Raw genomic sequence first — 23,320 nt, forward strand, 5'->3', positions numbered from 1 at the left:
CGGGGTCATCAGGTCACGGCGGTCGGAGGTCACCAGGTCGCGGTACGGCGCAGCCGTCGTGGCCGACCGTCGGGGTCGTAGAACAGGTGGTACGGCGGGGTGGCCCACGCCCGGGTGAACGTGGACAGCTTCGCCGGGTCGTGCCGGCGCAGCCGGCCGGCCGGGCGCGGCCCCCGACGGCCGGCGCGGTACCAGGCGTCCAGCGTGTCCGCCGCCGCGCCGACGGCCCGGACCGTGTCGGCCGGGTCGAGCAGGTCGTGGTCCCGGCTGCCGTCCGGATCCCGGTCCAGATGCTCGCGCAGCAGGGTGAGCCGCAGATCCCGGGCGAAGGTACGGGCGTGGTCGCCCAGCCCGGCCGGATCGTGCGGGGCACGGGGGTCCCGGGTGTCGTCGAGAACCGCGCAGGACAGCTCGCTGTCGTGGGTCCAGGATCGGCGGTTGAAGTTGTCGCTGCCGACGCTGGCCCAGACGTCGTCTACGACGCACACCTTCGCGTGCACGTACACCGGGGTCCCGGCGTGGTTCTCCACGTCGAACACGTGCACCCGGTCCGGGTCGGCCCGGCGACAGACGTCGATGGCGTGCTCCCGGCCTACCACGTTCGGCGGCAGCGCCAGCCGGCCGTCCACATCGGGGTGGCGGGGCACCACGACGATCAGATGCAGGTCGGGGTTGGCCCGCAGCGCGTCGGCGAACAACTGTGCGACCTGCGACGACCACATGTACTGGTCCTCCAGGTAGATCAGCCGGCGGGCCCGGCGGATCGCCTTGGCGTAGCCGAGGGCAACCGTACGCTCGCCGTGCGGCGCGTACGGGTAGGGCCGCGACTTCGCCGGATAGGTACGCAGCACCTGCACGGCGTGCGGGCCGCAGTCCGCCGGCGGGTCCGGCGGCGCCGGCAGCGGCCCGCCCCGGGCCGGCCGACCGGCCAGCCGGTCCCGCAGCATCGCGACCGGGTTGCCCCGCCGCAGGGCGGTCGGGTCGGTCCACCGTTCCCGGAAGGTCAGGTCGAGCGCGGCGACGACCGGGCCGCGCAGTTCCAACTGGACGTCGTGCCAGGGCGGCCGGTCGCCGTACCGGGGCGACATGCTCACCGGCTGCGGGTCGCCCCGGTGGGCGGCGTCGTCACGCCGGCTGTGACACAGGTCGATCCCGCCGGCGAAGGCGACGTCCCGTTCGGGGTGGCCCGGGTGGCGGGCCACTACCAGCTTCTGGTGGTGCGAGCCGAACCGGCGTACCCGCTGGTCGAGCAGCACCTGGCCACCGTCGTCGTTGATCTCCTCGGCCAGGTTTCGGTTCTGCTCCGCGCTGTAGATCAGCACGTCGAGGTGGGAGCGCCAGACCAGGCCACGGACCGCCACGCCCCGGCCAGCGGCGGCGGACAGCAGGTCGGCCACGGTCGGCCCGTCCGGGCGCAGCCGCTGGTCAGGGTCGCCCCGCCAGTCGGTGAAGAACAGCTGGTCGCCGTCGCCCATCGCGGCGACGGTCTCGACCAGCCGGTCGAAGTACGCCGCCCCGTGCACGTGTACACGCACCTGGTTGCCCTCGGACCACACCGGCAGCCCGGAGGCCGGGTTGCCACGCTGGTCGCCGGTGAGAAACCAGTCCTCGATCGGCACCCGTGCCTCCCTCCGTTTGCCCGCCGTTCGGCCGTTCGGCCGCTCACAACGGTCGGCTGACAGCTACCCCACGACGCCGACGGCGACACCTGGCCCGGCGATCCGGTTCTGTGCCGCAGCCGGGTGCCCGTCCTCAGCGTGCTCACAGCGTGCCTGCAGCATCATCGCCCGCATGCGAGCGGTGATGTTCGACGCGTACGGCCCGCCCGACGTGCTCACCCAGGTCGACCTGCCAAAGCCCGTACCCCGTGGCGACCAGGTGCTGGTCCGGGTGCACGCCACCACGGTGACCTCGGCCGAGTGCGGGATGCGCCGGGGCGAACCCCGCTGGGGCCGGGCCATCATCGGTCTGCGACGCCCACGCAGCGGGATCCGGGTGCTCGGGCTGGAGTTCGCCGGGGAGGTCACCGCGACCGGGCCGGCGGCCAGCAGGTTCCGGGTCGGCGACCGGGTCTTCGGCTTCACCGGCTTCGGTGTCGGGGCGAACGCCGAGTACAAGTGCCTGTCGGAGCGGGCGTCGTTGACGACGATGCCGGCGAACGTGACGTACCCGCAGGCCGCCGCGACCGTCGACGGGTTCACCACCGCCTGGCATTTCCTGCACGACCTGGCCGACCTGCGGCCCGGTCAGAAGGTGCTGGTCGTCGGTGCCTCCGGCAGCATCGGCACGTACGCCGTCCAGCTCGCGAAGCATTTTGGCGCCGAGGTGCACGGCGTGTGCAGCGGCCGCAACGCCGACCTGGTCGGCTCGCTCGGCGCACACCGGGTGTTCGATTACACCGCCGAGGACTTCACCGCCAGCGGCGAGCGCTACGACGTGGTCTTCGACACGGTCGGTCGCAGCTCGTTCGCCCGGTGCCGGCCGGTGCTGACCCGGCGCGGCTGCTACCTGCCGACGACCGGCCTGATGACGAACAACCTGCTGGCGGCCGGCACGGCCGTCACCGGCGGCCGGCGGGTCCGGACCGGGATGTCGGTACGCAAGCACGCCGCCCTGGCCGCGCTGCGAGACCTGCTCGGCGACGGCCGGCTCCGGGTCGTCATCGACCGCAGCTACCCGTTGGCCGACATCGTCGAGGCCCACCGGTACGTCGACAGCGGGCACAAGGTCGGCAACGTCGTGATCACCGTCACGGCCGACGACGCCCCGGGGGTCTAGCGGATGCGTTCCGTCGTCGATCTCCGAGTAGATTGGTGGCGTTTCGTACTGGCGCTCGGACGCAGCGTAACCCACCTTGGGTCGAAGTCACCGGTCGAGCCTGATGCCAGAGATGAATCAAGATGCACCTCTGGCATCAACCTCAAACCGGTACCCCGACCCGATGAGGTGACTCTGCGTCGATTGGCCGGGGCGTACCGTTGGGATTCGGGACGCGCCTGGTGGCGGTGACGTGGTGGAAAACCCGGTGCAGGTCGACCGGCTCGAACGCCAGTGGAAAGCGATCCGGGAGCACGCGCTACCCCAGAACCAGAGCCTGGACCTGATCACTAGGGCGGCAGAGGACGTGGCTGCCCGGCTCAGCCCGACGGAAGCTGAGCGGGTGCCGGGCCGTCGTGGGTATCTGGTGCGGGTGACGGCGCCGACTCAGTGCGGTCGAGACGGGTGGCGGCGACGTACCCGAGCAGCAGCCCGATGGCGATCGCACCCGGCAGGTAGGGCACACCGTCGTAGGCTCGTCCGTACTCCATCGGGAAAAGCACAAGCCGGGACAGGACGACGCCGACGGACACGGTGGCGGGCACGACGAAGAATCCGGCGACGAGCAGCGGCCCGCCGACCAGCAACTGTTGCCCGAGGCGTCGCGGGAAGGCGGATCGGCTGTGAATCGCGACGATCGTCCAGGCCGCTACGGGGAACGAGGATGCCACCGGCATCGTGATGGACAGAAAGTCGATCATGGGCCGTTGCCCGTTCAGAGTGGGCGCGGCAGCGTACTGGAAGAGGAGGACGCCACCGACCGCCGTGGTGAGGGCGACGGTGGCGGGCAGCCGCCAGTACGGGCGACGCGGCTGGCGCGTTGACGTGGCCAGGACTCCCATGACTGCGACGACGGCAAGTACGGTCGGCAACCCCACCGCGACCAGCAGCAGCACGGGCGGCGCCTGCCGGTCCCCCAGATACCACCGAGCGAGGAAACCGCCCGGGACGAGGAACGCGGCCAGCACGGTGATGGTGATGACGAGGCGGCGCGTTTGCTCGGGTGGCCGCCGGGCCACGGCCGGGCGGGTCGAGGCCAACCAGACGGCGATGCCGAGAATGAGCCCACCTGCGGCGAGCCAAGGCAGCAGCCGAGGATCGGTCCAACCACCACGCACCACCGCCATGTTGACGCCCAGAAGCACGACCGAGCCGGTCAGCGTCGGTAGCAGTGGTCGGCCCCGGTAGGCGGCGGCGAGGAGCAGGCACAGCGCGGCACAGATGATGCTGCACAGCTGAAGCTCGTGCATCCACACCCGTCCTTCCTCGCTCGACCACCCGGGCCATCCGGCAGGCTGTGGGGGCAGCACCGCGCCCTCCGGCGTCATTCGGCTGGGCCAGGAGTTCTGCACTCCGATGTTGGGGGTCAGGTAGGTCAGCGTCGCCGCCCAGGCGAGCACCGAGTAGATCGCGCCGGCGAGGGCGGTGCGGTGCCACCACACCCCACGCGCGACCGCCGGAGTCTGGCCAGGCACGACCTGGCCGGTCGCTGTCTGACCGGCCCGCTCGGACCTACGCTGGCTGGGGACTACCTGACCGGGGTCGGTCGCTGTCGACGTGCTGGTCGCGGCGAGGTCGAGCGGCCTGGCGAGCCGGATCGCATGGGCCAACGCAAGCACCACCGCGGTCAGGACGAAGGTAGGCAGGCTCGGCAGGACGGTCTCGATCGACAGTGAGTCGGGCAGGTTCAGGTACCCCAGGAGTGGGATCGGGTCGCGGCCGAGGTGGTCAAGCCACCACCAGGGCTGCCCGGTCGCCACCGCTGGCGTCGGGAGCGCCAGGAGCACCATGGCGTAGGCGCTGATCAGCACCAGGACGGGAGCGGCAAGCCCAGCGAGGCCGATGGCCGGCACCAGACGTCTGCGGCGAGACAACGCCGCGACGCCTGCCGCCACCAGCGGGAGCAGCGCCGCCAGGCATAGAGCCACAACAACGGTGAACAGGGAATTGTCCCAGACCTGGTTCGCGCTACGGGCGAGCACATCGATGGCGAGCAGGCCAGCGATTACGGGTAGCGTCGCCCATCCACAGCCCGCCGTGCTGACCGGCCGGCCAGCACGCCGTCGCAGCAGCCGCCGGGCCAGCAGTGTGCCGACGACAGCCGCAAGGACGACATGGACCACATAGTTCATGACGAGGTAGGAAGTGACCGCAGTCGTCGGCGTACGAGTCACTACATCGGTCAGCCGGCTAAGTGAGATCACCGCCATCACCGCCGTGACCAGGACAAACAGCGGCGCGAGGAACAGCCATCCCGCGTGTACCTGGGTGGGTGACGGTCTGCGCGGCCAGGGAAGCGGCACCGAATCGCCGTCCGGTGGGCGGGCGAGCGCGAGACTGGCCGCGAAGCGAAGCTGCCGCCACTTCCGCAGCGCAGCGACAGTGCCTTCCTCATGGCCGAGTACGTACAACTCGCCGGCCCACTCCCGGCTCATCTCCTCGCGCAGGTGTAACGGCCAACGCCGCACCGCCACGGCCAGCAGCCGCTCGGCGATCCGCTGCGACACGCCGTTCACCACCCCGGCGCCGATGTGAAGGTGGCGGCGTCGGCGGCCCGAGTGCCGCCGGCGCCGCGCGGGCGGAGTTTCGCCCGCAGGGCCGCGAGTTCGGCGCGGGCCGCCACCACCCCCTCCGGCGTCAGGCGGTGGTATCGCCGGGCCGGCCGCCCCGCCGCACTGGGGTCAACGTCCTCCCAGTCGGCTCGTAGCCACCCCGCCTCCTGCAGCCGGGCCAGGATCGGATACAGGGTGCCGCTGGGCTGGCCGGTGGCCTGCATGAGCTCCAGGCCGTACCGGCCAGCCTGTGGATCGTCGAGCAGCACCGCCAACACCTGAGCCACGCTGGTGGTGACCCGGACACGTTCCGTCATGGGTGGACCATACTCGTTTCCCTACATAGGGTCCATCCCCGATTCGGTCCAGCCGCGCACCGACGTGGCCCCCGCAGTCGCTGTTCAGGGTTGCAGCCACCATGGACTGCTGTACGCCACCCCGAAGTCGTTACATGGGTGCCCGTTCGGGCCGGGCGTCGGGTTGGCCAGCTCCGGGTCGGAGACCCGCAGCACGACCCAGTCGCCGTCGGCGACGTCGAGCGGCACGGTGAGCTCGGCGACCGACCCGGCGACGGTGTCGACGACGTCGACCACGGTCGGCACCGAGGTCCCGGGGCGCAGCACCTGGATCCGCAGCGGCTTGCCGTCCCACACCGCACCCCGGTCCAGGTCCACCTGGAACCGGACGTCACCGGAGGTCAATCCGATGACCCCACCCATCCGTACGCCGTTGGCGGCCGCGTCGAGCCGCAGGCCGGAGACCCGGGTGGCGAAGCAGCGGCGGGCCGCCATCGCCTCGAACACCGCCGCGCGGGTGTTCTCGGCGACCCACAGACCGCTGCGGCCCTTGCCCTCGTGGAACCCCCAGCTGGTGCCGTGCTCGTCGGTGACCCCGGTCAGACCCGGCCGCCAGCCGGCGTTGAGGCAGGCCACCAGCGGCGACGTCGTCCGGGACGACCAGCCTTCGAACAGATAGTCGTCGGTACGGTTGAACATCTCCAGGCCGACGAGCTGCTGTCGGGCCGAGGCGTCGTACGAGAAGTTGTCGAACCGGCCGATCTCCCGCCCCGGATGGTTGAAGCTGGCCAGGCCACCGGGCCGGCCGGCCAACCACCGGTAGAGGCTGCCGGGGCTACCGGCCCGCAGCAGGTCGGCGAAGTCCGAGGTGTTCCACACGTTGATGTGGCCCTGCAGCGGGTGCGACCACTCGAAGCCGCGGATCGCGGTGAACTGGCCGGGGTCGTCGGCCGCGTTGGCGAGCTCACCGGTGGTCCGCCACTCCGACTGGCTGAGCCCGCTGATGGCGAACATCGTCGCGTGGTCGGTGAGCGCGGCGACGTCGAGCCCGGCCTCGCGCATCGAGGCGAACGCATCGTCGGCGCTGCCGTCCCCGTCGGACATGACGGTGTGGTTGTGCAGATCGGCGTGGACCAGGGTGGTCCCCTGACTGATCCGCGACGCCCGGGAAGCGCCGGGCGCGGTCGCCGCCGGCGCGCCGGCCGTCATGGCGGTGGCGGCCCGGGCGGTGCCGGGGACGGCCGCGAGCATCAGCATGCCGCCGGCAGCGGCCAGCATTGATCTGCGGCCGAGGCCGCCGGCCGGGTGCGAGGCGGGGTCGATCTGGCCGTACGGCAGCTGACCCGTCTGGTGGTCGTCGGGTGTGTGATGGCAGCGGTGGGGGTGTGATCCACTCATGCCAATCATTAGATCGATATAAGTCTTTCCGGAGCGCTGCGCCGAGTTGTCCGGCAGACGAACACCGCACGTCTCACCCGTGGGCCCACCCGCCGACTGTGGTTCGGCATGATCACTTGACCTGCAGCTGGGCGAGTGTCGGCGTGTCGCCCAGCAGAACGTCAAATGATCATCCGGCCGGCCGAGCGTCGGCTGACGAGGACTGGCTCGTCCTGGTCGACGACGACGGCAACCGCAAACTGGCCTTCCAACAAGTGCCCGTGCTGGCCCGGCCCACTTGGCCCTCGCACCGTTCCACGTACTCGCCGACCCAGCCGGGCACCCGTTCTGCGTCCTCGTCGGCCAGCAGTAGGTCCGGTATGCCGGACCATGGCGCCGGGCGCGGCGCTAGGGCAGGTTCTACCGCGCCGCCGGCCCTACTCGCCGTGCTCTGCAGGGCCGGTGGCTCGGTAGAAGACGAAGCTAGCGAGGCGACCGAACCGACCACGGCTGCGGCCGTTCTCCGTACCGCCGGTCAGACCGGCTTCGGCCAACGCGGCCAGCACCCGCTCGGGTCGGCTGGCCACCACCCGGGGATCATTGTGCAGACGTCCGGAACCGTGGCCCGAGGCCGTACCGTCGATGTCGACGACGTGGAACTGACCGCCGGGGCGCAGCACCCGCCGGACCTCCCGCAGCGCGCGGGCCCGCTCCTCGTCGGCCAGATGGTGCAGCATGAACGCGGACAGCACCCGGTCGACGCTGGCGTCGGGCAGCGGCAGGTCGCCAGCAAAGGCGACCTCGTAGCGGATCGGCAGCTTGGCTCGGGCGGCCTTGCGCCGGGCCAGCCGCAGCGCGGCCTGGTCCGGGTCGATGCCGACGGCGTCAACGTCCGGCTGCCGGCGCAGTAGCGCCCGCAGCAGGTTGCCGGTGCCACAGCCGATCTCCAGCACGCGCAGCCCGGGCCGGATCTCTGCCCGGTCGATCAACTGCTGGTGCATCCGCCCCGCGCCGACCAGCCGGCTGAACGGGTCGTACAACGGCAGCATCCACTGCCGTCCCATCGCAGGCAGGTAGTGCTGGTGCGGACGACTGGCGCTGCCCTGTGCGGTCATGTCACTCTCCAATATCGGACGAGATTCGGTCACGGTTCCAGCATCGGTTGCTGATCGCAGCGTGGCATCGGTGAGGTTGCGGTAAGGATGCGACAAAGTTTGGCTTCGGCTCCCCGCATTGTCGGTACCGCCGGGCGGGGTGTCCCGGTGGTCGGCTTTCCCCGCATGCCCGGCGCCGCGCCGGTAGCGATGGCCCGGGTCCAGCAGCAAGGGCCGGCTATCGCCGCGATACCCGCCGACGCGCACGCCCACGACTTCGTCGCGCTCTGCTACGCCGAACGGGCCGACACGACGGTGTGCATCGACGACCGGACCTGGCCGGTGACCGACGGGGATCTGCTCGTCGTCGCCCCGGGCCAGGTCGTCTCGTTCGGCGGTCGGCCCGAGCGACTCGCCATCGACGGCTGGGTGGTGTTGTTTCCCGCCGGGGCGGTCCGACCCGGGACCACCGGGGTGTACGCCTCGTGGCGCACCCACCCGCTGCTGTTCCCGTTCGCCCGGGGCACCGAGCGGGCGCAGCGGCTCAACGTCCCACTCCCGGACCGGGCCGCCTGGGCCGCGCGCTTCGCCGCACTCGACGACGAGCTAGGGGCCCGACGCGGCGGCCACCAGGAAGCCGCGCTCGCCCACCTGACCCTGCTGCTGGTGGCTGCGGCCCGGTTGTCGACCAGCGTCGCCGACCAGCTGCGGGCCTCGGACGAGCCGCTGCTCGCGGCCGTGTTCGACATCATCGAACAGCGTTACCACGAGCCGCTCTCGCTGGCCGACGTGGCGGCCGCGCTCTCGCTCACCGCCGGCCACCTCACCACCGTGGTACGCCGCCGAACCGGCCGCACCGTCCAACAGTGGATCGCCCAGCGGCGCATGCAGCAGGCTCGCGTGCTGCTCGCCGAGACCACGTTGACCGTGGCCGCGATCAGCCACCGGGTCGGATACCCGGACGTCAGCTACTTCATCAAACGGTTCCGGGCCGAGCACACCGTCACCCCGGCGCAGTGGCGGGCCGCCGGATCCCCACGGCAGGGCCCGCCACTCGGCCAGACTGATCTCTCCGCTACGGCAGCTGCTTCAGCTCGTCGACGACGGCCCGCCGCACCACCGCCTGGCTGAACGTCACCGTGCCGGCCGGGATGATGCTGTCCGGCACCGCCGTGGTGTACACCGACCGCGACCCGAGGAAGGTGTGGTCCTCCCGGTCGAAGATCCATTCGTTGCGTACCCCGGTGCCTTCCTCGACCCGGGCCACCGCGACGCCGCTACGCCCGATCGCGTCGGTCGCGTCGTCGACCAGCAGCACGCCCGGGATCTTCGCCGCCGCCCGGTAGAGGGCGGCGCTCAGCTCGGCCGGCGGGTACTGCTCGCCGATCAGGTCACCGATGGTGGTGAACGCCTGGTGGTCCGGGTGGTTGCCCTGACCCCGGGTCTCGGCGTAGATCCACTCCAGCAGCGCGTCCGGATCGGTCGGCAGCGTGGCCAGCCGGTCGTACGCGCCGAAGTGCCGTACGTCGCTGTCGAGGGTGATGCCGGCCGGCTCGTTCAGCTCGTCGACCAGCCAGCCACGGTGGCCGTCCGGCGACAGCCACACCTGGCGCAGGTGCAGCCCTTGGCGGACCAGCCGGGTCTCGCCGGTGTCCGCGTTGTGTGCTTCGTACGTGTCAGCGACCTGGCTCTCGACATAGATGAACTGGTCCGGGCGAACCAGACCGGTGTCCCGGGTGGCGGCGACCAGCGCGATCTCGTCGAGCAGCGCCGCCGCGCCCTCGGCGATGCCGGCATCGGGGTCGGCGAACTGGGCCGGGCCTTCGGCCACCTGATCGGGGCCGGCGGTGCTGCCGGCCGGGCCGGCCGGATCGCCGGCCGGACCACCGCCGGGGTTCAGCGCCAGGCCGACGACGATCAGACCGGCCAGTACGGTGGCGACGGTCGGCACCGCGACGGACAGCCGGGGCATCCGCCACCGGCGGTGCGACGGCCCGGACGCGTCACCCGACATCGGGGTGCTTCGGCTCTCCTGCTCGATCATGGTCATCAGTGACTCCCGGTGGAAGTGGTGACGTCCGGCCGGCAGGTCCCGGGCGGGCGGCGGCCCAAGCGGCGCGTCGGGCTGCCGGCCGATCTCCTCGGGGCGGGCTCCGTTGATCCTCATCGGGTTCCCTCCGTGACGGTCCGTACCGCAGAATCGCGGTCACCTCTTACCTGTCCGGGCAGCGGCGCGGGTTCCGCCTGCCCGGTGCCCAGCTGAGGTGGGACGCCGAGCAGGTCGCGGAGTTTGCGGCGGGCGCGCGACAGCCGGGACCGGACGGTGCCGACCGGTACGCCGAGCGCCGCAGCGGCCGAGGCGTAGTCCAACTCCTCCCACAGGCAGAGGGTGACCACCTCGCGTTCCTGACGGCGCAGCGCCGCGAGCGCGGTCAGCACATGGCCGAGCCGGCGTTCGTCGTCGAGGCGGCGGCCGACGTGGTCGGCGTGGTCGGCGACGCCGCCACCGCCGGCCGCCTCGGCGGAGGCGAACGCGGCGACCGCCGTCCGGTAGCGCCGGTTGCTCCGCTGGGCGTTGCGGGCCACGTTGGTGGCGATGCCGAGCAGCCAGGCACGCAGCGAGCCACCGTCGGCGTCGATGCGCCCCCGCAGCCGCCAGGCCTGCAGGAACGTCGTCGACATCACGTCCTCGGCGCTCGCCCAGTCGGCCGTCAACCGGAACGCGTGGTTGTACACCGTCTTCGCGTACCGGTCGAACAGCTCGCCGAAGGCGGCGGCGTCACCGGCCCGCGCCCGGGCACGTAGGTCCCTCGTCATGCTCATTGTCTGTCCGCCACCACCGTCTGGGTTCCCACCCGGCGGAAGATGATCGCCGACGTTGCACCGGCCGATGCCGTCGCCGAGCGTCCTTCTAGGATTGACAGATGCAATTGATTGAGCGGCCCTGGGGTGTGACCGCGTTCGGCGCGGCAAGCGTAAAGGCCATGCCGGGTCTGGTCCGGGTCAGGTTCCGGGTGGTACGGGTAGAGCAGACTCCCTCGGAGGCTTTCGCTACCGCAGCCGAAGCGGTACGCGCGGTGCGTCAGGCACTGCGGGAGCACGGCGTCGTCGACAGCGCGGTAGAGCGTTCCCGCCTGGATCTGAAAAGTTCGTGGAGTGGCTACGGTCCGGAGCGGGCGTTCCTCGGATACCAGTGTCAGGCGTCGTTCGCCGTGGAGTCGGACCGGCTGGACATCGTCCAGCAGTTGCTAGATGACGTCGTGGCCGCTGGTGCAAACGAGATCGAGGCGGTGGAATTCGATGTCACGACAAAGGGCGAGATGCGCGCGGAGGCTCGACGTCAAGCGGTTGCCGCCGCCCGGAGCAAGGCCGAGCTGTACGCCGAAGCGGCCGGTATCCGGCTCGGTACGGTCGTGCACATCGATGATGTCGATCCAGAGAATGTGGGACACGAGCGCTACCGTGGGCACGGATCTGGCGGGCAGGCTTCCGCCCAGGACCTCGCACCCGGGCACGTGGTGGTCTCCGCTGCGGTGATCCTCGGCTTCTCGATCACCCACGGCTGAGAAGCGGTCAGTAGGTTCCCGGCCGGTGTGCCAGGATCGCGTCGTGGCAGTCATCGAGGTCGTCGTCGGCGACATCACCCGTGAGGACGTCGACGCCATCGTCACCGCCGCCAACGAGTCACTGCTCGGCGGCGGTGGAGTCGACGGGGCCGTTCACCGTGCGGCCGGCCCCCGCCTGGCGCGGGCCGGCGGTGCGATCGCCCCCTGCGAGCCGGGTGACGCCAAGGCGACACCCGCGTTCGACCTCGACCCGCCGGTACGGCACGTCATCCATACCGTCGGGCCGATCTGGGAAGGCGGCGACCACGGCGAAGCCGAGATTCTGGCCTCCTGCTACCGGTGCAGCCTGCGGGTCGCCGACGAGATCGGCGCTCGGACGATCGCCTTCCCCGCGATCGCCACCGGCGTGTACGGCTTCCCTGCCGACCGGGCCGCCCGGATCGCCGTTCAGACCGTCACCGCCGCCCCGACCTCCGTGGAACGGATCCGACTCGTCGCGTTCGACGAGGCCACCGCGACGCACCTCCGGTCCGCGCTGGCCACCACCGGCTGATTCACCCGCCTGGCAGCCGCCCGAGTTCGCACACCGCCACGGCGACACCCTCGCCGCAGGCAGGGCGCGCTTCTGCCGTGGTCGCGTCTACGCCTGGCCGGAGTCCGGTACGTGCACGTAGAGTTCGTGCACCTGCGGCTGGGCGTCAGACCGGTAGCCGAGGTCGAGCTTCATGCCGCCGACCGTCCGTCCCTGGTCGCGCAGCCACTGTTCGATGGCGCCGAACGTGTCCCCGATCTCCGCCACCGGCCCGGTGTGCCGGCAGTATGCCCAGTCGCCCCCCGGAACGTGGGCGGTTGTCCATTGACCGGAGATGGGCGCCTGTGGTGATACAGCCACCCCGACGACTTCCTGGTACCGCCCCTCACCAAGGTGGTAGCTCGCCTCGGCGAAGGTGCCGTCGGCGGACGGCGGCAGGTCCGCGCACCGGTCGAACAGCTGCCGCCACGCGGTGGGGACCAGCCTGCTCAGCTCTTGGAACGGCGCGACGACCGGCAGGCCGACCACGACGACCGGCTCCCGGCTGACGATCCGCATGGCGCCTCCCTCTTGACATCTCCCCCTGCTGAAGCAGGGAGATTCAACCCTCACGGGTTGAGTTTTCTGCTTCGCCGACCACAGCCGACCCGAATCAACGGCAAGGGACGGGATACCGCCCATCGGTCTTACACAGTCTCCACAGACGTCACTTCCCGCCAGCCCGGCGGTAGGCCCGACCAGCTTGGTTGTCACCGGAAGGACAACGCCACGTTAGCACACCTGTCCGTACGCCGGTGTCCCGGTGCGCGAGTAGCAGACGTCGATCCGCCTCGGCGGCGAATCGACTTTCCCTGCCCTGCTCCGCAGGAATCCGTTTCCTCCCCGGCCGGAAGGACTCCGTTGGGGAAGGCCGGAGTATCCACGGAAGGCATCTGATGACCCACGGTTCCGGATCATGATGCCGGATCGACGGCACTAACCCCTGGCTGGGTCACGGCACCGCGCCGGTGACCACGCCCTCCAGCGCCGCTGTCAACTCCGCTGCGGTGATCACCGCTCCGACAGCGTAGACCTCCTGGCCGAGGATGGCGGTCTCCGGGCAGTCGTCCCCCGCCGTCTCGAACTTGACCGTCTCCACCAACTCCCAGGTCCGCAGCTCCCACACCAGGATCGTGACCTCTCGGTTGTACAGCGGGACCCGCAGCGGGACCGTGCTGGTACCCAGGGTGTAGCTACAGGTCCTGAGTTCAACGTCACCCAAGGTCTCGTAGGCGCAGCCGACCAGGACCACCTCGGATGCCGTCTCCGGCGTCCACTCCACAGGAAAGGCCTCCTCGCTGAGCACCACGACTTCCACTGCGCCGCCCATCACGATCGGATGCGGCCCGGTGCCCGCGTATTCCGTCTGCGTGCGGTAGTCGAGGTCCCGGTCCTCGCACAGGTCGCCGAGATCAGCCGGGTCGTCAGGCAAATCCCAGCCGGGGAAGGAGGGTGCTGGCGGTGTTCGCTGTGGGCCTGCCCCGTCCGCAGCGCGGTCAGCACCCGGCCCCGTGCTCTCGCTGCTCTCGCATCCTGACAGGAGCAACGACCCGGCCAGCAGCGCGACCGCGACCTTGAAGAGGCGATGCCGACGGTTCGCGAGATTCGGATAGCGCAGAGCCATCATCCTCCAGGGTGGCCAGCATGGCGGTGGGCGCCGATCAGCGTGACGATGCGTGCGTCTGGAGGGCGCGACAAAACGACTGTCGGTCTATCGATGAGTCTAGCAGCGCGGCGGACGACGGCAGGCCGACCACGACGACCGGCTTCCGGCTGACGATCTGCATGATGCCTCCGGCACCGCCCTCCGGCACCGCCCTCCGGCTCACTACCCGGGTCTACGCACTTGATCGGGGTGGGGTAGCCGCTTGGTCGCTTTTCGTGACGACAACTGGTTGCAGACAATGAAGCTGGGGTCGGGCGTGTCGTAACGCAGGCGTACCCGCGACATCCAAGATCATGGTTCTTGTCTAGGGAATCATGATGAGTGGAAGGTCGCGGGTACGTGGTTCAGGATACTGCCGTGGACACCCTGTTCGGGTTGACGGGTGTGCGGGTCGTCGAGGTCGACACCGAACCCGACGACAGCGTGACGGTGTATGTACAGACGGCGGTGACCGTGGTGTGTCCCGGCTGCGCCACTCCAGCGGCACGGATCAAGGAACGCGTCACCGGCCGGATACGCGATGTGCCCTACGGCGGCCGCCGGATCCGAGTGGTGTGGTGGAAACAGCGCTGGTCATGCCTGAACGAAGACTGTCCACGCGGGAGTTTCACCGAGTCCGTGACCGATCTGCCGACGCGTTCGCGGTTGACGCCCCGACTGCGACGGTCCTGCGCGCGGTCCGTCAGCGACTCCGGGCGCACCGTCGCCGAGGTCGCCGCCAGTCACGGGGTGTCCTGGCACACCGCGCACGACGCGTTCACCGCCACCGTCGATCCGGTACTGGCCGGCGAACCGGAACCGGTCACCGACCTCGGTATCGACGAGGTCCGCCGGGGCCGTCCCCGACTGGCCGCCGACCCGGACACCGGCCGGACACGGCAGATCGCCGACAGGTGGCACACCGGCTTCACCGACCTGTCCGGGCCACAGGGCCTACTCGGCCAGGTCGAAGGCCGCCGCACCGCCGACGTCACCGCCTGGCTCGAACAGCGGGACCCGGCCTGGCTGGCCGGAATCCGCACGGTCTCGATCGACATGTGCCCCGCGTTCCGCGCCGCCGTCCCGCGAGGCACTACCCCACGCCCTGCTGTGCGTGGACCCGTTCCACCCGGTCCAACTCGCCAACAGGATGCTCACCACCGTCCGGTGGCGCATCGTCAGGAACAAGTACGGCCGTCGGGGCCGTAAGACCGACCCCGAGTACGGCATCAAACGACTCCTGACCCGCAACCGGGAGGACCTGTCCCCACCACAACTCGCGAAGCTGTGGAACACCATGGCCGACGACCCGACGCTGACCGACCCGCACCTGGCCTGGATCACGAAGGAACACCTCCGCGACCTGCTCGCCCTACGGATCACCCGCAGCCACACCACCCCCGCGCCCAGCCTCGCGCGTGACCACTGGGCCACCCTGCTGACCTGGTGCGCCGACCACGCCCACGTCGACGAGATCGCCGCGTTCGCCCGTACCCTCGACACCTGGCGCGACGAGATCGTCAACGCCGTCCTCACCGGCGCGTCCAACGCCGGCAGCGAAGGCATCAACCGAATCCAGAAACTCGACGCCCGCGCCGCGTTCGGCTACCGCAACCCCGACAACCAACGCCGCCGCGCCCGAACAGCGACCCGACGACCCCGCAAACGATCACCCAACGCAATCAGCCGCAATCGACTCTGGGTAACCGGACCACAACACCACCCCGACTAAATGCGAAGACCCGGTTTGTGCCCGGTCGACTGCTGATCACGATGCCAGGCGACGTGGCTCGCTACGGGGAAGGCGTAGCCGGTCGCCCCGCCACGATCTCGGCGTTGCCGCTACGAACGGAGTGAGCTGATGAGCCGCAAGTTTCAAGTCACCTTCGACGCGCACGACCCGCCCGCACTGTCCACGTTCTGGCGCGACACCCTCGGGTACGTCCATCCCGGCCCGCCCGGCGTCGAGCTGCCCGAGGGTGCCGACCCGCTGGCCGCGTGGGGCGAGTTCCTGGCGAAGATCGGCGTCCCGGAGGACCAGCGCAACACCAGGTCCGCCATCGAGGACGCGGACGGCGAAGGCCCCCGGCTGTTCTTTCAGCAGGTTCCGGAAGACAAGATCGCAAAAAATCGCGTGCACCTCGACGTCCGGGCAGCTCCCGGACTGCACGGCGAGGAGCGTATGGCAGCACTGGAAGCCGAGTGCGACCGCCTCATCAAGCTGGGAGCAACACGAGTGCGCCGCTTCGATCCCGAACCCCCAATCGGCGCCGGCCACATCGTGATGACCGACCCCGAGGGCAACGAGTTCTGCCTCGACTGAACCCCCCACAGATCCTCTCCAATTCCCGCCTCAGAGTGATCGATCTTCACCAGTGGACCACATGATCAATTCACTCTCATGCCGATGAGCGGATGCCGTGAACCTCGGCGGCCTGCCGGGCGACTGTAAGGGTGTGGCAGGCGAAACGGGCGGGAGACGATGTGGATCGGGTCAGACGCGACGCGTTGCTGGTTGTGCGGGCGCAGCTGGGGGACCGGCGGGCGCTGGCCGAGCTCGTCGGGTACTGGCACGAACCGGTGTGGCGGTACGTGCGGCGAATGGTCGACCGGTCCGGCCCGGCCGACGATGTGAGCCAGGAGGTGTGGGCCGGTGCGCTGAAGGTCCTCCCGGCCCTCAAGGAGCCGGAACGGTTCGCGCCGTGGCTGTTCACGATCGCCCGGCGTTCGGTGATGGACCACCTGCGGGACAAGTACCGCCAGGTCGATCCGCTCGACGGTGAGCCGGCCGGGGGCGACGAGGTCGCTGCGGTGTTGGACCAGGCGCAGGTCGCTGAGGGCCTGGCCGAGTTACCAGTATGCGAACGCGAGGTGCTGATCTTGTTCTATCTCCACGACCTGGCACTGGAGGAGTGCGCGCAGGTGCTGGCGATCCCGGTGGGGACGGTGAAGTCCCGGTTGTTCCGCGCGCGACGGCTGCTGCGTGACCACATGATTGAGAAGGGATATCCAGGATGACCGAGAGACCCAAGTACAGCCCCGACGACATCGTGCGCGGGCTGTCGCTGCCACGGCGCGTCGGTCTCCTCGTGGCTGGGCTCGGTGGCCTGGCGGCAGCCGCGACCATCGGCCTGCTGTGGGCCACCGAACCCGGCGAACTGCCGCTACGGACCAGGATCGCGTTCACCGCGATGATCGGCATCGGGATGGCGTGGGCCGGCTTCGCGGGCTGGGCGTTGGCCCGCCGCCCGCTGTTCGCTGTCGACCGGATGATCGCCGCCTGGCTCGCGGTCACATTCAGCACCCTGACGACACTCGGCATGGTGACGGTCGCCGTCACGCGCGCCAGCACCGCAGGCATCCTCGCTGGCGCGGGTCTCGGCGTAACCCTGACGGTCGTGGCAAGCATGATGCTCGCCCGCGCCCGCGCCTACCGCAGGGCACTGCTCACCCGCCGACACGAGCTCGAACGCGAGAGCCATTGAGCAGTCAGCCTCAAAAGCTCGACACCCCGACAACCAAGCTCTACGTCAGAAGGAATCGGCCATGAACGCTCGTAAGCCACTCCCCATCGGCCCGCTGGCCCTGGTCCTGCGTCACGTCCGACCGGCGTCCACCAGCCACCGCATCGCGATTCTCGCTATCGCCCTCGCTGCGGCCCTGCTCGTCGGTATCGCCCTACTCCTGCGCTGACTGATCGGCGGACACGTCCTGTCATGCCGCGAAGCGCTCGTTACCGAAGGTGGTGCCGGTCGTCAACCTCCGGACGTGCCGATGTGCGTGCACGCGATCATGAATCCGTCGGTTGGTCACGGCTGGCGAGCGGCCGCTGCGGGCGCGTCCGGTAGACCGGCCCGGATCCGCCACGGGCTGGGGTCGAACTGACCCGAATTCAGCACATCGGTCAACATGGCGACGGCCGCGGCGAACCCATCGACGAGGTCATGAGAGCCCTCAACCGGCCATTGCGCCTCGCGGACCTGGTGCATGTTGTGGTCTGGCCGACACCAACGGGCGGCCCCCACTGCCGCGCTGACCGAAAGTTCCGGCATCCAGGCCAGGTCAAGGGTCAGTTCGAGCCAGTCGGAGGGGGCGCTCTCAAACGTGATTGCCACGTCCAGCAGGGACAGATATCCGCGCTTGGACAACATGGCCGGCGTCGGCTCGATGTGCTCTCCGGATACCAGGTCCAGCTGGTGCGACCGACAGCGGGCCGTCATCCCCAACCGTTTCCAGGGCCCTGGTCATTAGATGGTCGGCGGCCATGACATAACTTTAGATCGGCCGGACCGACGCCGGGACGCCGTCGAAGTCGGCGCTGCGGGCAGTCTCGGCCCACCTCTCGACCTCGTCCAGACCACGCCGGTACACGCCCGAGATACGCTCGACCGCTTCGCGCCCGAGCGGCAGGCGCAGCGGCACCTCGTCGCTGTGTGCGAGGGACACGATGATCTCAGCCGCCCGCGTTGGGTCACCTTCCTGGCGGCCGTCGGTCCCGGCCATGTCCGCGCGGACGGCGGCGAGCAGGTCACGGTAGGTTTCGGACGCCTCAGTGAATTCGAGCACGTCGGCGGCGTTGAAGTCAGTCCGGAACCGGCTCGGTTCGACGATCATGACGCGGATGCCGAACGGTGCGACCTCTCCGGCCAGGGCCTCGGACCAGCCTTCGAGGGCGAACTTCGACGCGGAGTAGGCCGACACGCCGGGGAACGACATCCGTCCGCCCTGGCTGCTCATCTGCACGATCGTTCCGGCGCCCCGTGTACGCATCGCGGGCAGCGCCGCCCGCACGAGCGCGGCCGGGCCGAACAGGTGCAGATCCATCAGCTCGCGCAGCTGTGCGTCGCTGACCTCCTCGACCGCTCCGACCACGGCCCGGCCCGCGTTGTTGACGAGAACGTCGAGCTGACCGAAGCGGTCGAGGGTGGCCCGCACGAGCGACGGTGCCGCAGTGATGTCTCGGGCGTCGAAGTGCGCGATCAGAAAGTTGTCGGGGTATTTGGCCGCCAGGACGGCCATGCTGTCCGGCCGGCGTACCGCCGCCACCACATGGTCGCCCGCTGCGAGCGCCGACTCCGCCAGTGCTCGCCCGAAACCGCGGGCCGCGCCGGTGATGATCCAGGTCTGTGTCGTCATGGCGGCAACGCTATGGCTTTGAGCGCGCGCGTACGCAAACGCAGACCCGCTGCGACGCAAATCCTCTGGTCGGCCATAAGGGGCAGCGTCTGCCCTGCGTCTTGGGCAGCGGTTGCCCCCGCGTTTCGCCGAAGGCAAGGTCGTCAAGAATCAGCTCCACCTCGATGTGCGGGTCGGCACCGGGCTCGTGGGGACGAACGCCTGGCCGCGCTTGAGTCTGAGTGCGCACGACTGCTCCCGCTCGGTGCGACACGCGTGCAACTGCTACGCGCAGACGGCGTCAACGAGTCGTGCCTCGTGATGCAGAACATCGAGGGCAACGAGTTCTGTCTCGACTGAGCAGCCGCCGAACCGGGCACACCCCGGAGATCCGCACTCCGCAGCGCCGGCTCGCCCGACCCCGCGCCAGCCGATTGGTCCGTTTTTCTGGCACAACGGGGCCGATCGTCCGACCGGTTGACCGGTCTGATGCTCGTCTGACCCGCCAGCATGGCGGACGCCATCCCGTGCCACCGCCAGACCCGAGGATCCAAGGCGGCATGAACCTTTGTCGCGCCGCCCAGGCAGCCGCCGACCTTCGACCGCCAAGCGACATGCTCATCTGCCGAATTGAGCGCGCAACAGCTCGCCTCAGGACCGTCCGCCCGGCTGGTCGGGCTTGTGTCTGCCCACTCCGCACACCGGCAGGCCAGGCCGCTTGCCGTGCTGGTTGAAGCGGGCCGCAAGGAGGTGTCCTACTCGACGAAGCCGAGTAGGTGAGCTGGCCCCGAGTGCCTGATAAGACCTAATGGGGTCCCGGCAGGAGTCCCGGGCCGCCGTTCGCGATTCATGCCTGGAAGTAGTGTCCTTCGTCCAGGTCGGCGATCAGACCGGGGTGGGCCGGGGCCCAGCCCAGCAGTTCGCGCGTGATCGCGGAGGACGTCGGGTTGTCCATCTGCGCGAACGACCCGAGGAAGCCGAAGTAGTCATTCGCCTCGTCGGGGCTGATGCTTCGGACCGGGATGTCGAGGTTGCGGCCGATGGCAGCAGCGATCTGCTGGAAGGGGACTCCTGCGTCGGCTGCCGCGTGCAGGCGCGAACCGGCCGGTGCCTTTTCGAGGGCGAGCCGGTAGAGCTCAGCCGCGTCGAGCGTGTGCACGGCCGGCCACAGGTTGGCGCCCTCGCCGACGTATGCGGCGTACCCGTGTTGCCGGGCGGCAGCGATGATGACGGTGATGAAGCCGTAGTGGTCGAGCGAGCTGTGCACTGTGGGCGCTAGCCGGACGACGCAGGAGCGCACACGACGGGAGGCAAGGTCGGCTACGAGGTTCTCAGCGTCGATCCGGTAGCCGCTCGGGAAGGCGTCGCGTTCGGTGCCGGGGCGGCCGTCGATGCCGCCCATCGCGAGCATGGCCGTCCCGCTCGTGCCGACCAGAGGTTTGCCGGAGCCGTCCAGGCCGTCGGCGAGTGCCTTGAGGGCGTCCAGGTCGGCCTCGGCGGCGCCGGCCGTGTCGCCACTGAGCATGAGGTCGTGGCGGAAGGCGAGGTGGATGACCCCGTCGGAGGCGGCTGCTTCTTCGCGGAGGACGTCGAGGTCGGACAGGTCGCCGCGGCGTGCCTGAGCGCCGAGCTTCTCGATCGCGGCGGCGGACGTGTCGGAGCGGGCCAGGCCGACGACTTCGTGTCCGGCGGAGAGCAGTTCCGGCACGACCGCGGAGCCGAGATGGCCGGAGGCTCCTGTGAGGAATACGCGCATGGTAGTTCCTTCGTGAGTTCTGATGTCACCTTGCGACATCACTGTACCTCGCGATGTCGCTGTGCGACATGCCGCAGTCCCGGAAAGAATGTCGCAGTGTGACATCGGATACCATCGCCACATGGCCCGCTGGCAACCGGACGCACGCGGCCGCTTGGAGGCGGCCGCCTTCGAGCTGTTCCGTGAGCGAGGCTTCGAGCAGACCACGGTCACCGACATCGCCGCCCATGCCGGCCTCGACAAACGCACCTTCTACCGGCTCTTCGGCGACAAGCGTGAGGCGCTCTTCAACGGCAGCGGGCAGCTGGAGGAGATCCTGGTCAAGGCGGTAGCCGAGACGGACGCCGCCCCTTTCGAGGCGGTCATCGCCGCCTTCCGTCAAGTGGCGCAGGAGATCTTCGCCGACCGCCTTGAGCTGGTCCGGGTGCGCCAGGCCATCATTGAGAGCAGCCCCGAACTGCAGGAGCGTGAACTGCGCAAGATGGGTTCGCTGGCGGTCGCGGTCGCCGCCGCCCTGCGCGCCAAGGGCCTCGGCGAGACCACGGCCGCCCTGGCCACCGAGTCGGGTGTCACGGTCTTCCGAGTTGCGTACGCCCGCTGGGTCGCGCCCGGCAGCGACGCCACGCTCACCGACCTGATCGCCGAGGTAGCCACCGAGCTACGCGCGATCACGTCGGCCCCAGTGCCATGCCCCGACCTCGGTCACCGCTGAACGGCTGCACTCTCACGCCGCTGGTCGCGCGCACTGAGCCTCGATCCACCGACGCGGTTCGTCTTGAGCTCGGTTGAATGGTTTCGGTATTGGGTGGTTTCGGGGCGTGGCTGAATCGCCGATTACGTGGTCGGCTTGCTCCGGGTGTTGTCGTTCGGGGGTTGGGGCGGGGGTTCGCGTGGCCTGTGGTCGGGCCCCTGGTCGCGCGTCGGTGTCGCTGTGGTCAGCCGGGTGCCGGGCGGACGGCGGTGAACAGGTTGTCGAACGCTGCCTGCCAGGGCCAGTGTTCGGGTAGGTGCAGGTGGATGGTGCGGGCCCGGTGCGCGAGGCGGGCGGCGACGGTGATGATGCGGGTGCGGATGGTCGAGGTCCGGGCGGTGGTCCAGGTGCCGGCGGCGAGGTGCCCGGCGGCGCGGGTGAGGTTGTGGGCGATGGCGGTGCGGGTCAGCCAGGCGTCGTTCGCTGAGAATCGGCCTGATGGCAGGTGCGCCAGAGGTCCGGCGATCAGGTCCGCGTTGATCTGCTCGATGACCGCGTGCTGGCGGTGCTGGGCTTCGGCCTGGACCAGGGTGTACGGGCTGTCGGTGAGTACCGCGTGGTACCGGTAGGTGGGCAGGAGTTCCTGCTGGCCGGGAGCCTGGGTGGGGTCGTCGCGGCGGACGCGGCGCACGATCAGCCGGGCGGTCACCTGCTGCCGGGTGCCGGCGAACGCGGTGTATTCGGTTTCGGCGATCTGCGCGTCGGAGATCCACCGCTGTTCCTGTTCGTCCCAGACGGCCTGCGGGTACCGGATGTCGGTCCACTGGTCGTCGCGGATGCTGTCGCACGCGGTGTGGACCTTGGCGTCGATCCGGGCGGTGACCGAGAACCGCACCTTGTGGCGTGGGCGGGTGGCGATGACCGCCTTGGCGTAGAAGGCGGAGTCGGCCCGGACCACGATCTCGCCGGTCGCGCCGCAGGATCGGGCGGTGGTGATCGTTTCGGCGATCATGCTCGCGGCGCCCCGGCCGGAGCCGGCGTTACCGGCGCGTAGCCGGGTGGCCGCGACGACCGGCGCGGACAGTGGCGTCGACACCGTCGCGACCAGGGGGTTGTAGCCGCGTAGCCGCACGTTGTAGCCGCCGATCCTGGTGTGGCCGAACCCGATGCCTTGTTTCTGTCTGCCGTAGACCCGGCGCAGCATCGAGTCGATGTCCACGAAGGTCAGCACGTCCGCGCCGGCCAGGATCGGCACCCGGGCGGCGAGGCCGATCAGGGTGTCGCGGGCAGCGGCGTGTAACTGGCGGACGTGGCCGTGGGTGAAGGTGCGCAGGAACGAGCCGAGTGTCGACGGCGCGTACACGCCGCCGAACAGTGAGCGCATGCCGCCGTGTCGGGCGATGTCGAGGTCGTCGATGCTGTCCGCGCCCGCGAGCATCCCGGCCACGATCGTGGCGACCTTCCCGGCCGGGTTCGCGCCTTTGTCGGTCGGCAGGCTGACCCGGTCCGCGACCGCGTCGTGCAGGCCGGCCTGCTCGGCAAGGCGCATCACCGGAACAAGGCCGGCGTACGACACCAGATTCGGGTCGTCGAACGTCGCGCGCACCACCGGCGCGTCATGGCGTAATCTCACCTGCGAGGTGCCCTCTCGAACCGGGTGATAGAAGCGTCAAAACTCCTATCCTTCCAGTTCAGAGGGCACTTTCTATAGCCGGGGTCCTGCCGGTCCAACCTTCATCGGTGGATCGAGGCTCAGTGCCAGTCCCCCTGCTCGGCGTGGAGGGGGTGCTGAATCCGTTCGCCGCGTCCTCCTGTCCTGACGGCTACCAGGAACGCGTGT

25 protein-coding genes and 1 pseudogene are annotated in these 23,320 nt (G+C 69.8%); 13 read left to right on the forward strand and 13 right to left on the reverse strand.

The genetic code is table 11. The features are described from left to right. Positions 1-29 precede the first annotated feature (29 nt). Positions 30-1,619, reverse strand: coding sequence for a phospholipase D-like domain-containing protein (locus tag EDC02_RS29280; protein ID WP_123605544.1), 1,590 nt, complete (start codon positions 1,617-1,619; stop codon positions 30-32). Positions 1,620-1,791: 172 nt separating this feature from the next. On the opposite strand from EDC02_RS29280, the gene EDC02_RS29285 reads away from it, so the two are divergent. After that, entirely contained in the window at positions 1,792-2,778 is a 987-nt protein-coding gene (locus EDC02_RS29285) for an NAD(P)-dependent alcohol dehydrogenase (protein ID WP_123605545.1), read from the forward strand. Positions 2,779-2,974: 196 nt separating this feature from the next. Continuing rightward, positions 2,975-3,100, forward strand: a pseudogene (locus EDC02_RS42945) (hypothetical protein); the annotation flags it as partial. Positions 3,101-3,137: 37 nt separating this feature from the next. Here EDC02_RS42945 and EDC02_RS29290 read toward each other — a convergent pair. The 4 genes from EDC02_RS29290 to EDC02_RS29305 all read right to left on the reverse strand — a co-directional run bounded on the left by EDC02_RS29290 (position 3,138) and on the right by EDC02_RS29305 (position 8,157). Continuing rightward, positions 3,138-5,324 (reverse strand): hypothetical protein, encoded by a 2,187-nt coding sequence (locus EDC02_RS29290; RefSeq protein WP_148083681.1) that lies wholly within the window; start codon positions 5,322-5,324, stop codon positions 3,138-3,140. A gap of 5 nt (positions 5,325-5,329) precedes the next feature. Beyond that, the gene (locus tag EDC02_RS29295; protein WP_123605547.1) at positions 5,330-5,686 is read right to left on the reverse strand and encodes a PadR family transcriptional regulator; all 357 of its coding nucleotides are present in this window, start codon (positions 5,684-5,686) and stop codon (positions 5,330-5,332) included. 84 nt (positions 5,687-5,770) lie between these two features. Then, positions 5,771-7,063 carry a CehA/McbA family metallohydrolase gene (locus tag EDC02_RS29300; RefSeq protein ID WP_233606503.1) on the reverse strand — a complete coding sequence of 431 codons (1,293 nt, stop codon included), beginning with the start codon at positions 7,061-7,063 and terminating at the stop codon, positions 5,771-5,773. Positions 7,064-7,479: 416 nt separating this feature from the next. Continuing rightward, positions 7,480-8,157 carry a class I SAM-dependent methyltransferase gene (locus EDC02_RS29305; protein WP_123605548.1) on the reverse strand — a complete coding sequence of 226 codons (678 nt, stop codon included), beginning with the start codon at positions 8,155-8,157 and terminating at the stop codon, positions 7,480-7,482. 87 nt (positions 8,158-8,244) lie between these two features. Between EDC02_RS29305 and EDC02_RS29310 the strand changes: the two genes are divergently transcribed. After that, positions 8,245-9,267 carry an AraC family transcriptional regulator gene (locus EDC02_RS29310; RefSeq protein WP_123605549.1) on the forward strand — a complete coding sequence of 341 codons (1,023 nt, stop codon included), beginning with the start codon at positions 8,245-8,247 and terminating at the stop codon, positions 9,265-9,267. Here EDC02_RS29310 and EDC02_RS29315 read toward each other — a convergent pair. After that, positions 9,212-10,303, reverse strand: a complete 1,092-nt coding sequence (locus tag EDC02_RS29315; protein ID WP_199757958.1) for a CU044_5270 family protein — start codon at positions 10,301-10,303, stop codon at positions 9,212-9,214. The genes EDC02_RS29310 and EDC02_RS29315 overlap by 56 nt on opposite strands. After that, the gene (locus EDC02_RS29320; RefSeq protein ID WP_233606504.1) at positions 10,300-10,959 is read right to left on the reverse strand and encodes an RNA polymerase sigma factor; all 660 of its coding nucleotides are present in this window, start codon (positions 10,957-10,959) and stop codon (positions 10,300-10,302) included. The genes EDC02_RS29315 and EDC02_RS29320 overlap by 4 nt, the downstream gene beginning before the upstream one ends. 101 nt (positions 10,960-11,060) lie before the next feature. Between EDC02_RS29320 and EDC02_RS29325 the strand changes: the two genes are divergently transcribed. Both EDC02_RS29325 and EDC02_RS29330 read left to right on the forward strand, forming a co-directional pair. Continuing rightward, positions 11,061-11,702 (forward strand): SIMPL domain-containing protein, encoded by a 642-nt coding sequence (locus EDC02_RS29325; protein ID WP_123605550.1) that lies wholly within the window; start codon positions 11,061-11,063, stop codon positions 11,700-11,702. A 43-nt stretch (positions 11,703-11,745) separates the two neighbouring features. Then, positions 11,746-12,255, forward strand: a complete 510-nt coding sequence (locus tag EDC02_RS29330) for an O-acetyl-ADP-ribose deacetylase (protein WP_123605551.1) — start codon at positions 11,746-11,748, stop codon at positions 12,253-12,255. A gap of 87 nt (positions 12,256-12,342) precedes the next feature. On the opposite strand, the gene EDC02_RS29335 is transcribed toward EDC02_RS29330, so the two are convergent. Both EDC02_RS29335 and EDC02_RS29340 read right to left on the reverse strand, forming a co-directional pair. Then, on the reverse strand, positions 12,343-12,792 hold the full coding sequence (locus EDC02_RS29335) for a GyrI-like domain-containing protein (protein ID WP_158632352.1): 450 nt from the start codon (positions 12,790-12,792) through the stop codon (positions 12,343-12,345). A 433-nt stretch (positions 12,793-13,225) separates the two neighbouring features. Continuing rightward, entirely contained in the window at positions 13,226-13,705 is a 480-nt protein-coding gene (locus EDC02_RS29340) for a hypothetical protein (protein ID WP_148083683.1), read from the reverse strand. Positions 13,706-14,296: 591 nt separating this feature from the next. On the opposite strand from EDC02_RS29340, the gene EDC02_RS42450 reads away from it, so the two are divergent. The 6 genes from EDC02_RS42450 to EDC02_RS40490 all read left to right on the forward strand — a co-directional run bounded on the left by EDC02_RS42450 (position 14,297) and on the right by EDC02_RS40490 (position 17,611). Then, positions 14,297-15,127, forward strand: a complete 831-nt coding sequence (locus EDC02_RS42450) for a transposase family protein (protein WP_158632353.1) — start codon at positions 14,297-14,299, stop codon at positions 15,125-15,127. Beyond that, positions 15,033-15,650, forward strand: coding sequence for a transposase (locus EDC02_RS42455; RefSeq protein WP_158632354.1), 618 nt, complete (start codon positions 15,033-15,035; stop codon positions 15,648-15,650). The genes EDC02_RS42450 and EDC02_RS42455 overlap by 95 nt, the downstream gene beginning before the upstream one ends. Before the next feature lie 129 nt (positions 15,651-15,779). Beyond that, positions 15,780-16,241: a VOC family protein gene (locus EDC02_RS29355; RefSeq protein ID WP_123605556.1), complete on the forward strand. Its 462-nt coding sequence runs from the start codon at positions 15,780-15,782 to the stop codon at positions 16,239-16,241. A gap of 161 nt (positions 16,242-16,402) precedes the next feature. Further along, complete coding sequence (locus EDC02_RS29360; protein WP_123605557.1) at positions 16,403-16,936, forward strand: RNA polymerase sigma factor; 534 nt, start codon at positions 16,403-16,405, stop codon at positions 16,934-16,936. Beyond that, positions 16,933-17,403, forward strand: a complete 471-nt coding sequence (locus EDC02_RS29365; RefSeq protein ID WP_123605558.1) for a hypothetical protein — start codon at positions 16,933-16,935, stop codon at positions 17,401-17,403. Before EDC02_RS29360 ends, EDC02_RS29365 begins: the two co-directional genes overlap by 4 nt. A gap of 61 nt (positions 17,404-17,464) precedes the next feature. Beyond that, positions 17,465-17,611, forward strand: a complete 147-nt coding sequence (locus EDC02_RS40490; protein ID WP_158632355.1) for a hypothetical protein — start codon at positions 17,465-17,467, stop codon at positions 17,609-17,611. 116 nt (positions 17,612-17,727) lie between these two features. Here EDC02_RS40490 and EDC02_RS29370 read toward each other — a convergent pair whose 3' ends face one another. Together EDC02_RS29370 and EDC02_RS29375 are read right to left on the reverse strand one after the other, a co-directional pair. After that, positions 17,728-18,138, reverse strand: coding sequence for a hypothetical protein (locus EDC02_RS29370; RefSeq protein WP_123605559.1), 411 nt, complete (start codon positions 18,136-18,138; stop codon positions 17,728-17,730). A gap of 55 nt (positions 18,139-18,193) precedes the next feature. Next, complete coding sequence (locus EDC02_RS29375; protein WP_123605560.1) at positions 18,194-19,054, reverse strand: SDR family NAD(P)-dependent oxidoreductase; 861 nt, start codon at positions 19,052-19,054, stop codon at positions 18,194-18,196. 12 nt (positions 19,055-19,066) lie between these two features. Between EDC02_RS29375 and EDC02_RS42950 the strand changes: the two genes are divergently transcribed. Continuing rightward, positions 19,067-19,393, forward strand: coding sequence for a VOC family protein (locus tag EDC02_RS42950; RefSeq protein ID WP_370461580.1), 327 nt, complete (start codon positions 19,067-19,069; stop codon positions 19,391-19,393). 487 nt (positions 19,394-19,880) lie between these two features. Here the strand turns inward: EDC02_RS42950 and EDC02_RS29385 are convergent, their stop codons facing one another. After that, positions 19,881-20,789 (reverse strand): SDR family oxidoreductase, encoded by a 909-nt coding sequence (locus EDC02_RS29385; RefSeq protein ID WP_123605561.1) that lies wholly within the window; start codon positions 20,787-20,789, stop codon positions 19,881-19,883. A gap of 121 nt (positions 20,790-20,910) precedes the next feature. Between EDC02_RS29385 and EDC02_RS29390 the strand changes: the two genes are divergently transcribed. Beyond that, positions 20,911-21,501, forward strand: coding sequence for a TetR family transcriptional regulator (locus EDC02_RS29390; protein WP_123605562.1), 591 nt, complete (start codon positions 20,911-20,913; stop codon positions 21,499-21,501). Between the two features lie 223 nt (positions 21,502-21,724). Here the strand turns inward: EDC02_RS29390 and EDC02_RS29395 are convergent, their stop codons facing one another. After that, positions 21,725-23,113 (reverse strand): IS1380 family transposase, encoded by a 1,389-nt coding sequence (locus tag EDC02_RS29395; protein ID WP_199757959.1) that lies wholly within the window; start codon positions 23,111-23,113, stop codon positions 21,725-21,727. Positions 23,114-23,320: the final 207 nt, after the last annotated feature.

The sequence above is a fragment of the Micromonospora sp. Llam0 genome, assembly GCF_003751085.1.
GTDB lineage: Bacteria > Actinomycetota > Actinomycetes > Mycobacteriales > Micromonosporaceae > Micromonospora_E.

Bases quoted from the DNA above. Each gene is read 5' to 3' on its own strand.
- EDC02_RS29285 (WP_123605545.1), top strand. From the start codon at position 1,792: ATGCGAGCGGTGATGTTCGACGCGTACGGCCCGCCCGACGTGCTCACC.
- EDC02_RS29295 (WP_123605547.1), bottom strand. From the start codon at position 5,686: ATGACGGAACGTGTCCGGGTCACCACCAGCGTGGCTCAGGTGTTGGCG.
- EDC02_RS29300 (WP_233606503.1), bottom strand. From the start codon at position 7,063: ATGAGTGGATCACACCCCCACCGCTGCCATCACACACCCGACGACCAC.
- EDC02_RS29305 (WP_123605548.1), bottom strand. From the start codon at position 8,157: ATGACCGCACAGGGCAGCGCCAGTCGTCCGCACCAGCACTACCTGCCT.
- EDC02_RS29310 (WP_123605549.1), top strand. From the start codon at position 8,245: ATGCGACAAAGTTTGGCTTCGGCTCCCCGCATTGTCGGTACCGCCGGG.
- EDC02_RS29315 (WP_199757958.1), bottom strand. From the start codon at position 10,303: ATGAGGATCAACGGAGCCCGCCCCGAGGAGATCGGCCGGCAGCCCGAC.
- EDC02_RS29320 (WP_233606504.1), bottom strand. From the start codon at position 10,959: ATGAGCATGACGAGGGACCTACGTGCCCGGGCGCGGGCCGGTGACGCC.
- EDC02_RS29325 (WP_123605550.1), top strand. From the start codon at position 11,061: ATGCAATTGATTGAGCGGCCCTGGGGTGTGACCGCGTTCGGCGCGGCA.
- EDC02_RS29335 (WP_158632352.1), bottom strand. From the start codon at position 12,792: ATGCGGATCGTCAGCCGGGAGCCGGTCGTCGTGGTCGGCCTGCCGGTC.
- EDC02_RS29355 (WP_123605556.1), top strand. From the start codon at position 15,780: ATGAGCCGCAAGTTTCAAGTCACCTTCGACGCGCACGACCCGCCCGCA.
- EDC02_RS29365 (WP_123605558.1), top strand. From the start codon at position 16,933: ATGACCGAGAGACCCAAGTACAGCCCCGACGACATCGTGCGCGGGCTG.
- EDC02_RS40490 (WP_158632355.1), top strand. From the start codon at position 17,465: ATGAACGCTCGTAAGCCACTCCCCATCGGCCCGCTGGCCCTGGTCCTG.
- EDC02_RS29370 (WP_123605559.1), bottom strand. From the start codon at position 18,138: ATGACGGCCCGCTGTCGGTCGCACCAGCTGGACCTGGTATCCGGAGAG.
- EDC02_RS29375 (WP_123605560.1), bottom strand. From the start codon at position 19,054: ATGACGACACAGACCTGGATCATCACCGGCGCGGCCCGCGGTTTCGGG.
- EDC02_RS42950 (WP_370461580.1), top strand. From the start codon at position 19,067: ATGGCTTTGAGCGCGCGCGTACGCAAACGCAGACCCGCTGCGACGCAA.
- EDC02_RS29385 (WP_123605561.1), bottom strand. From the start codon at position 20,789: ATGCGCGTATTCCTCACAGGAGCCTCCGGCCATCTCGGCTCCGCGGTC.
- EDC02_RS29390 (WP_123605562.1), top strand. From the start codon at position 20,911: ATGGCCCGCTGGCAACCGGACGCACGCGGCCGCTTGGAGGCGGCCGCC.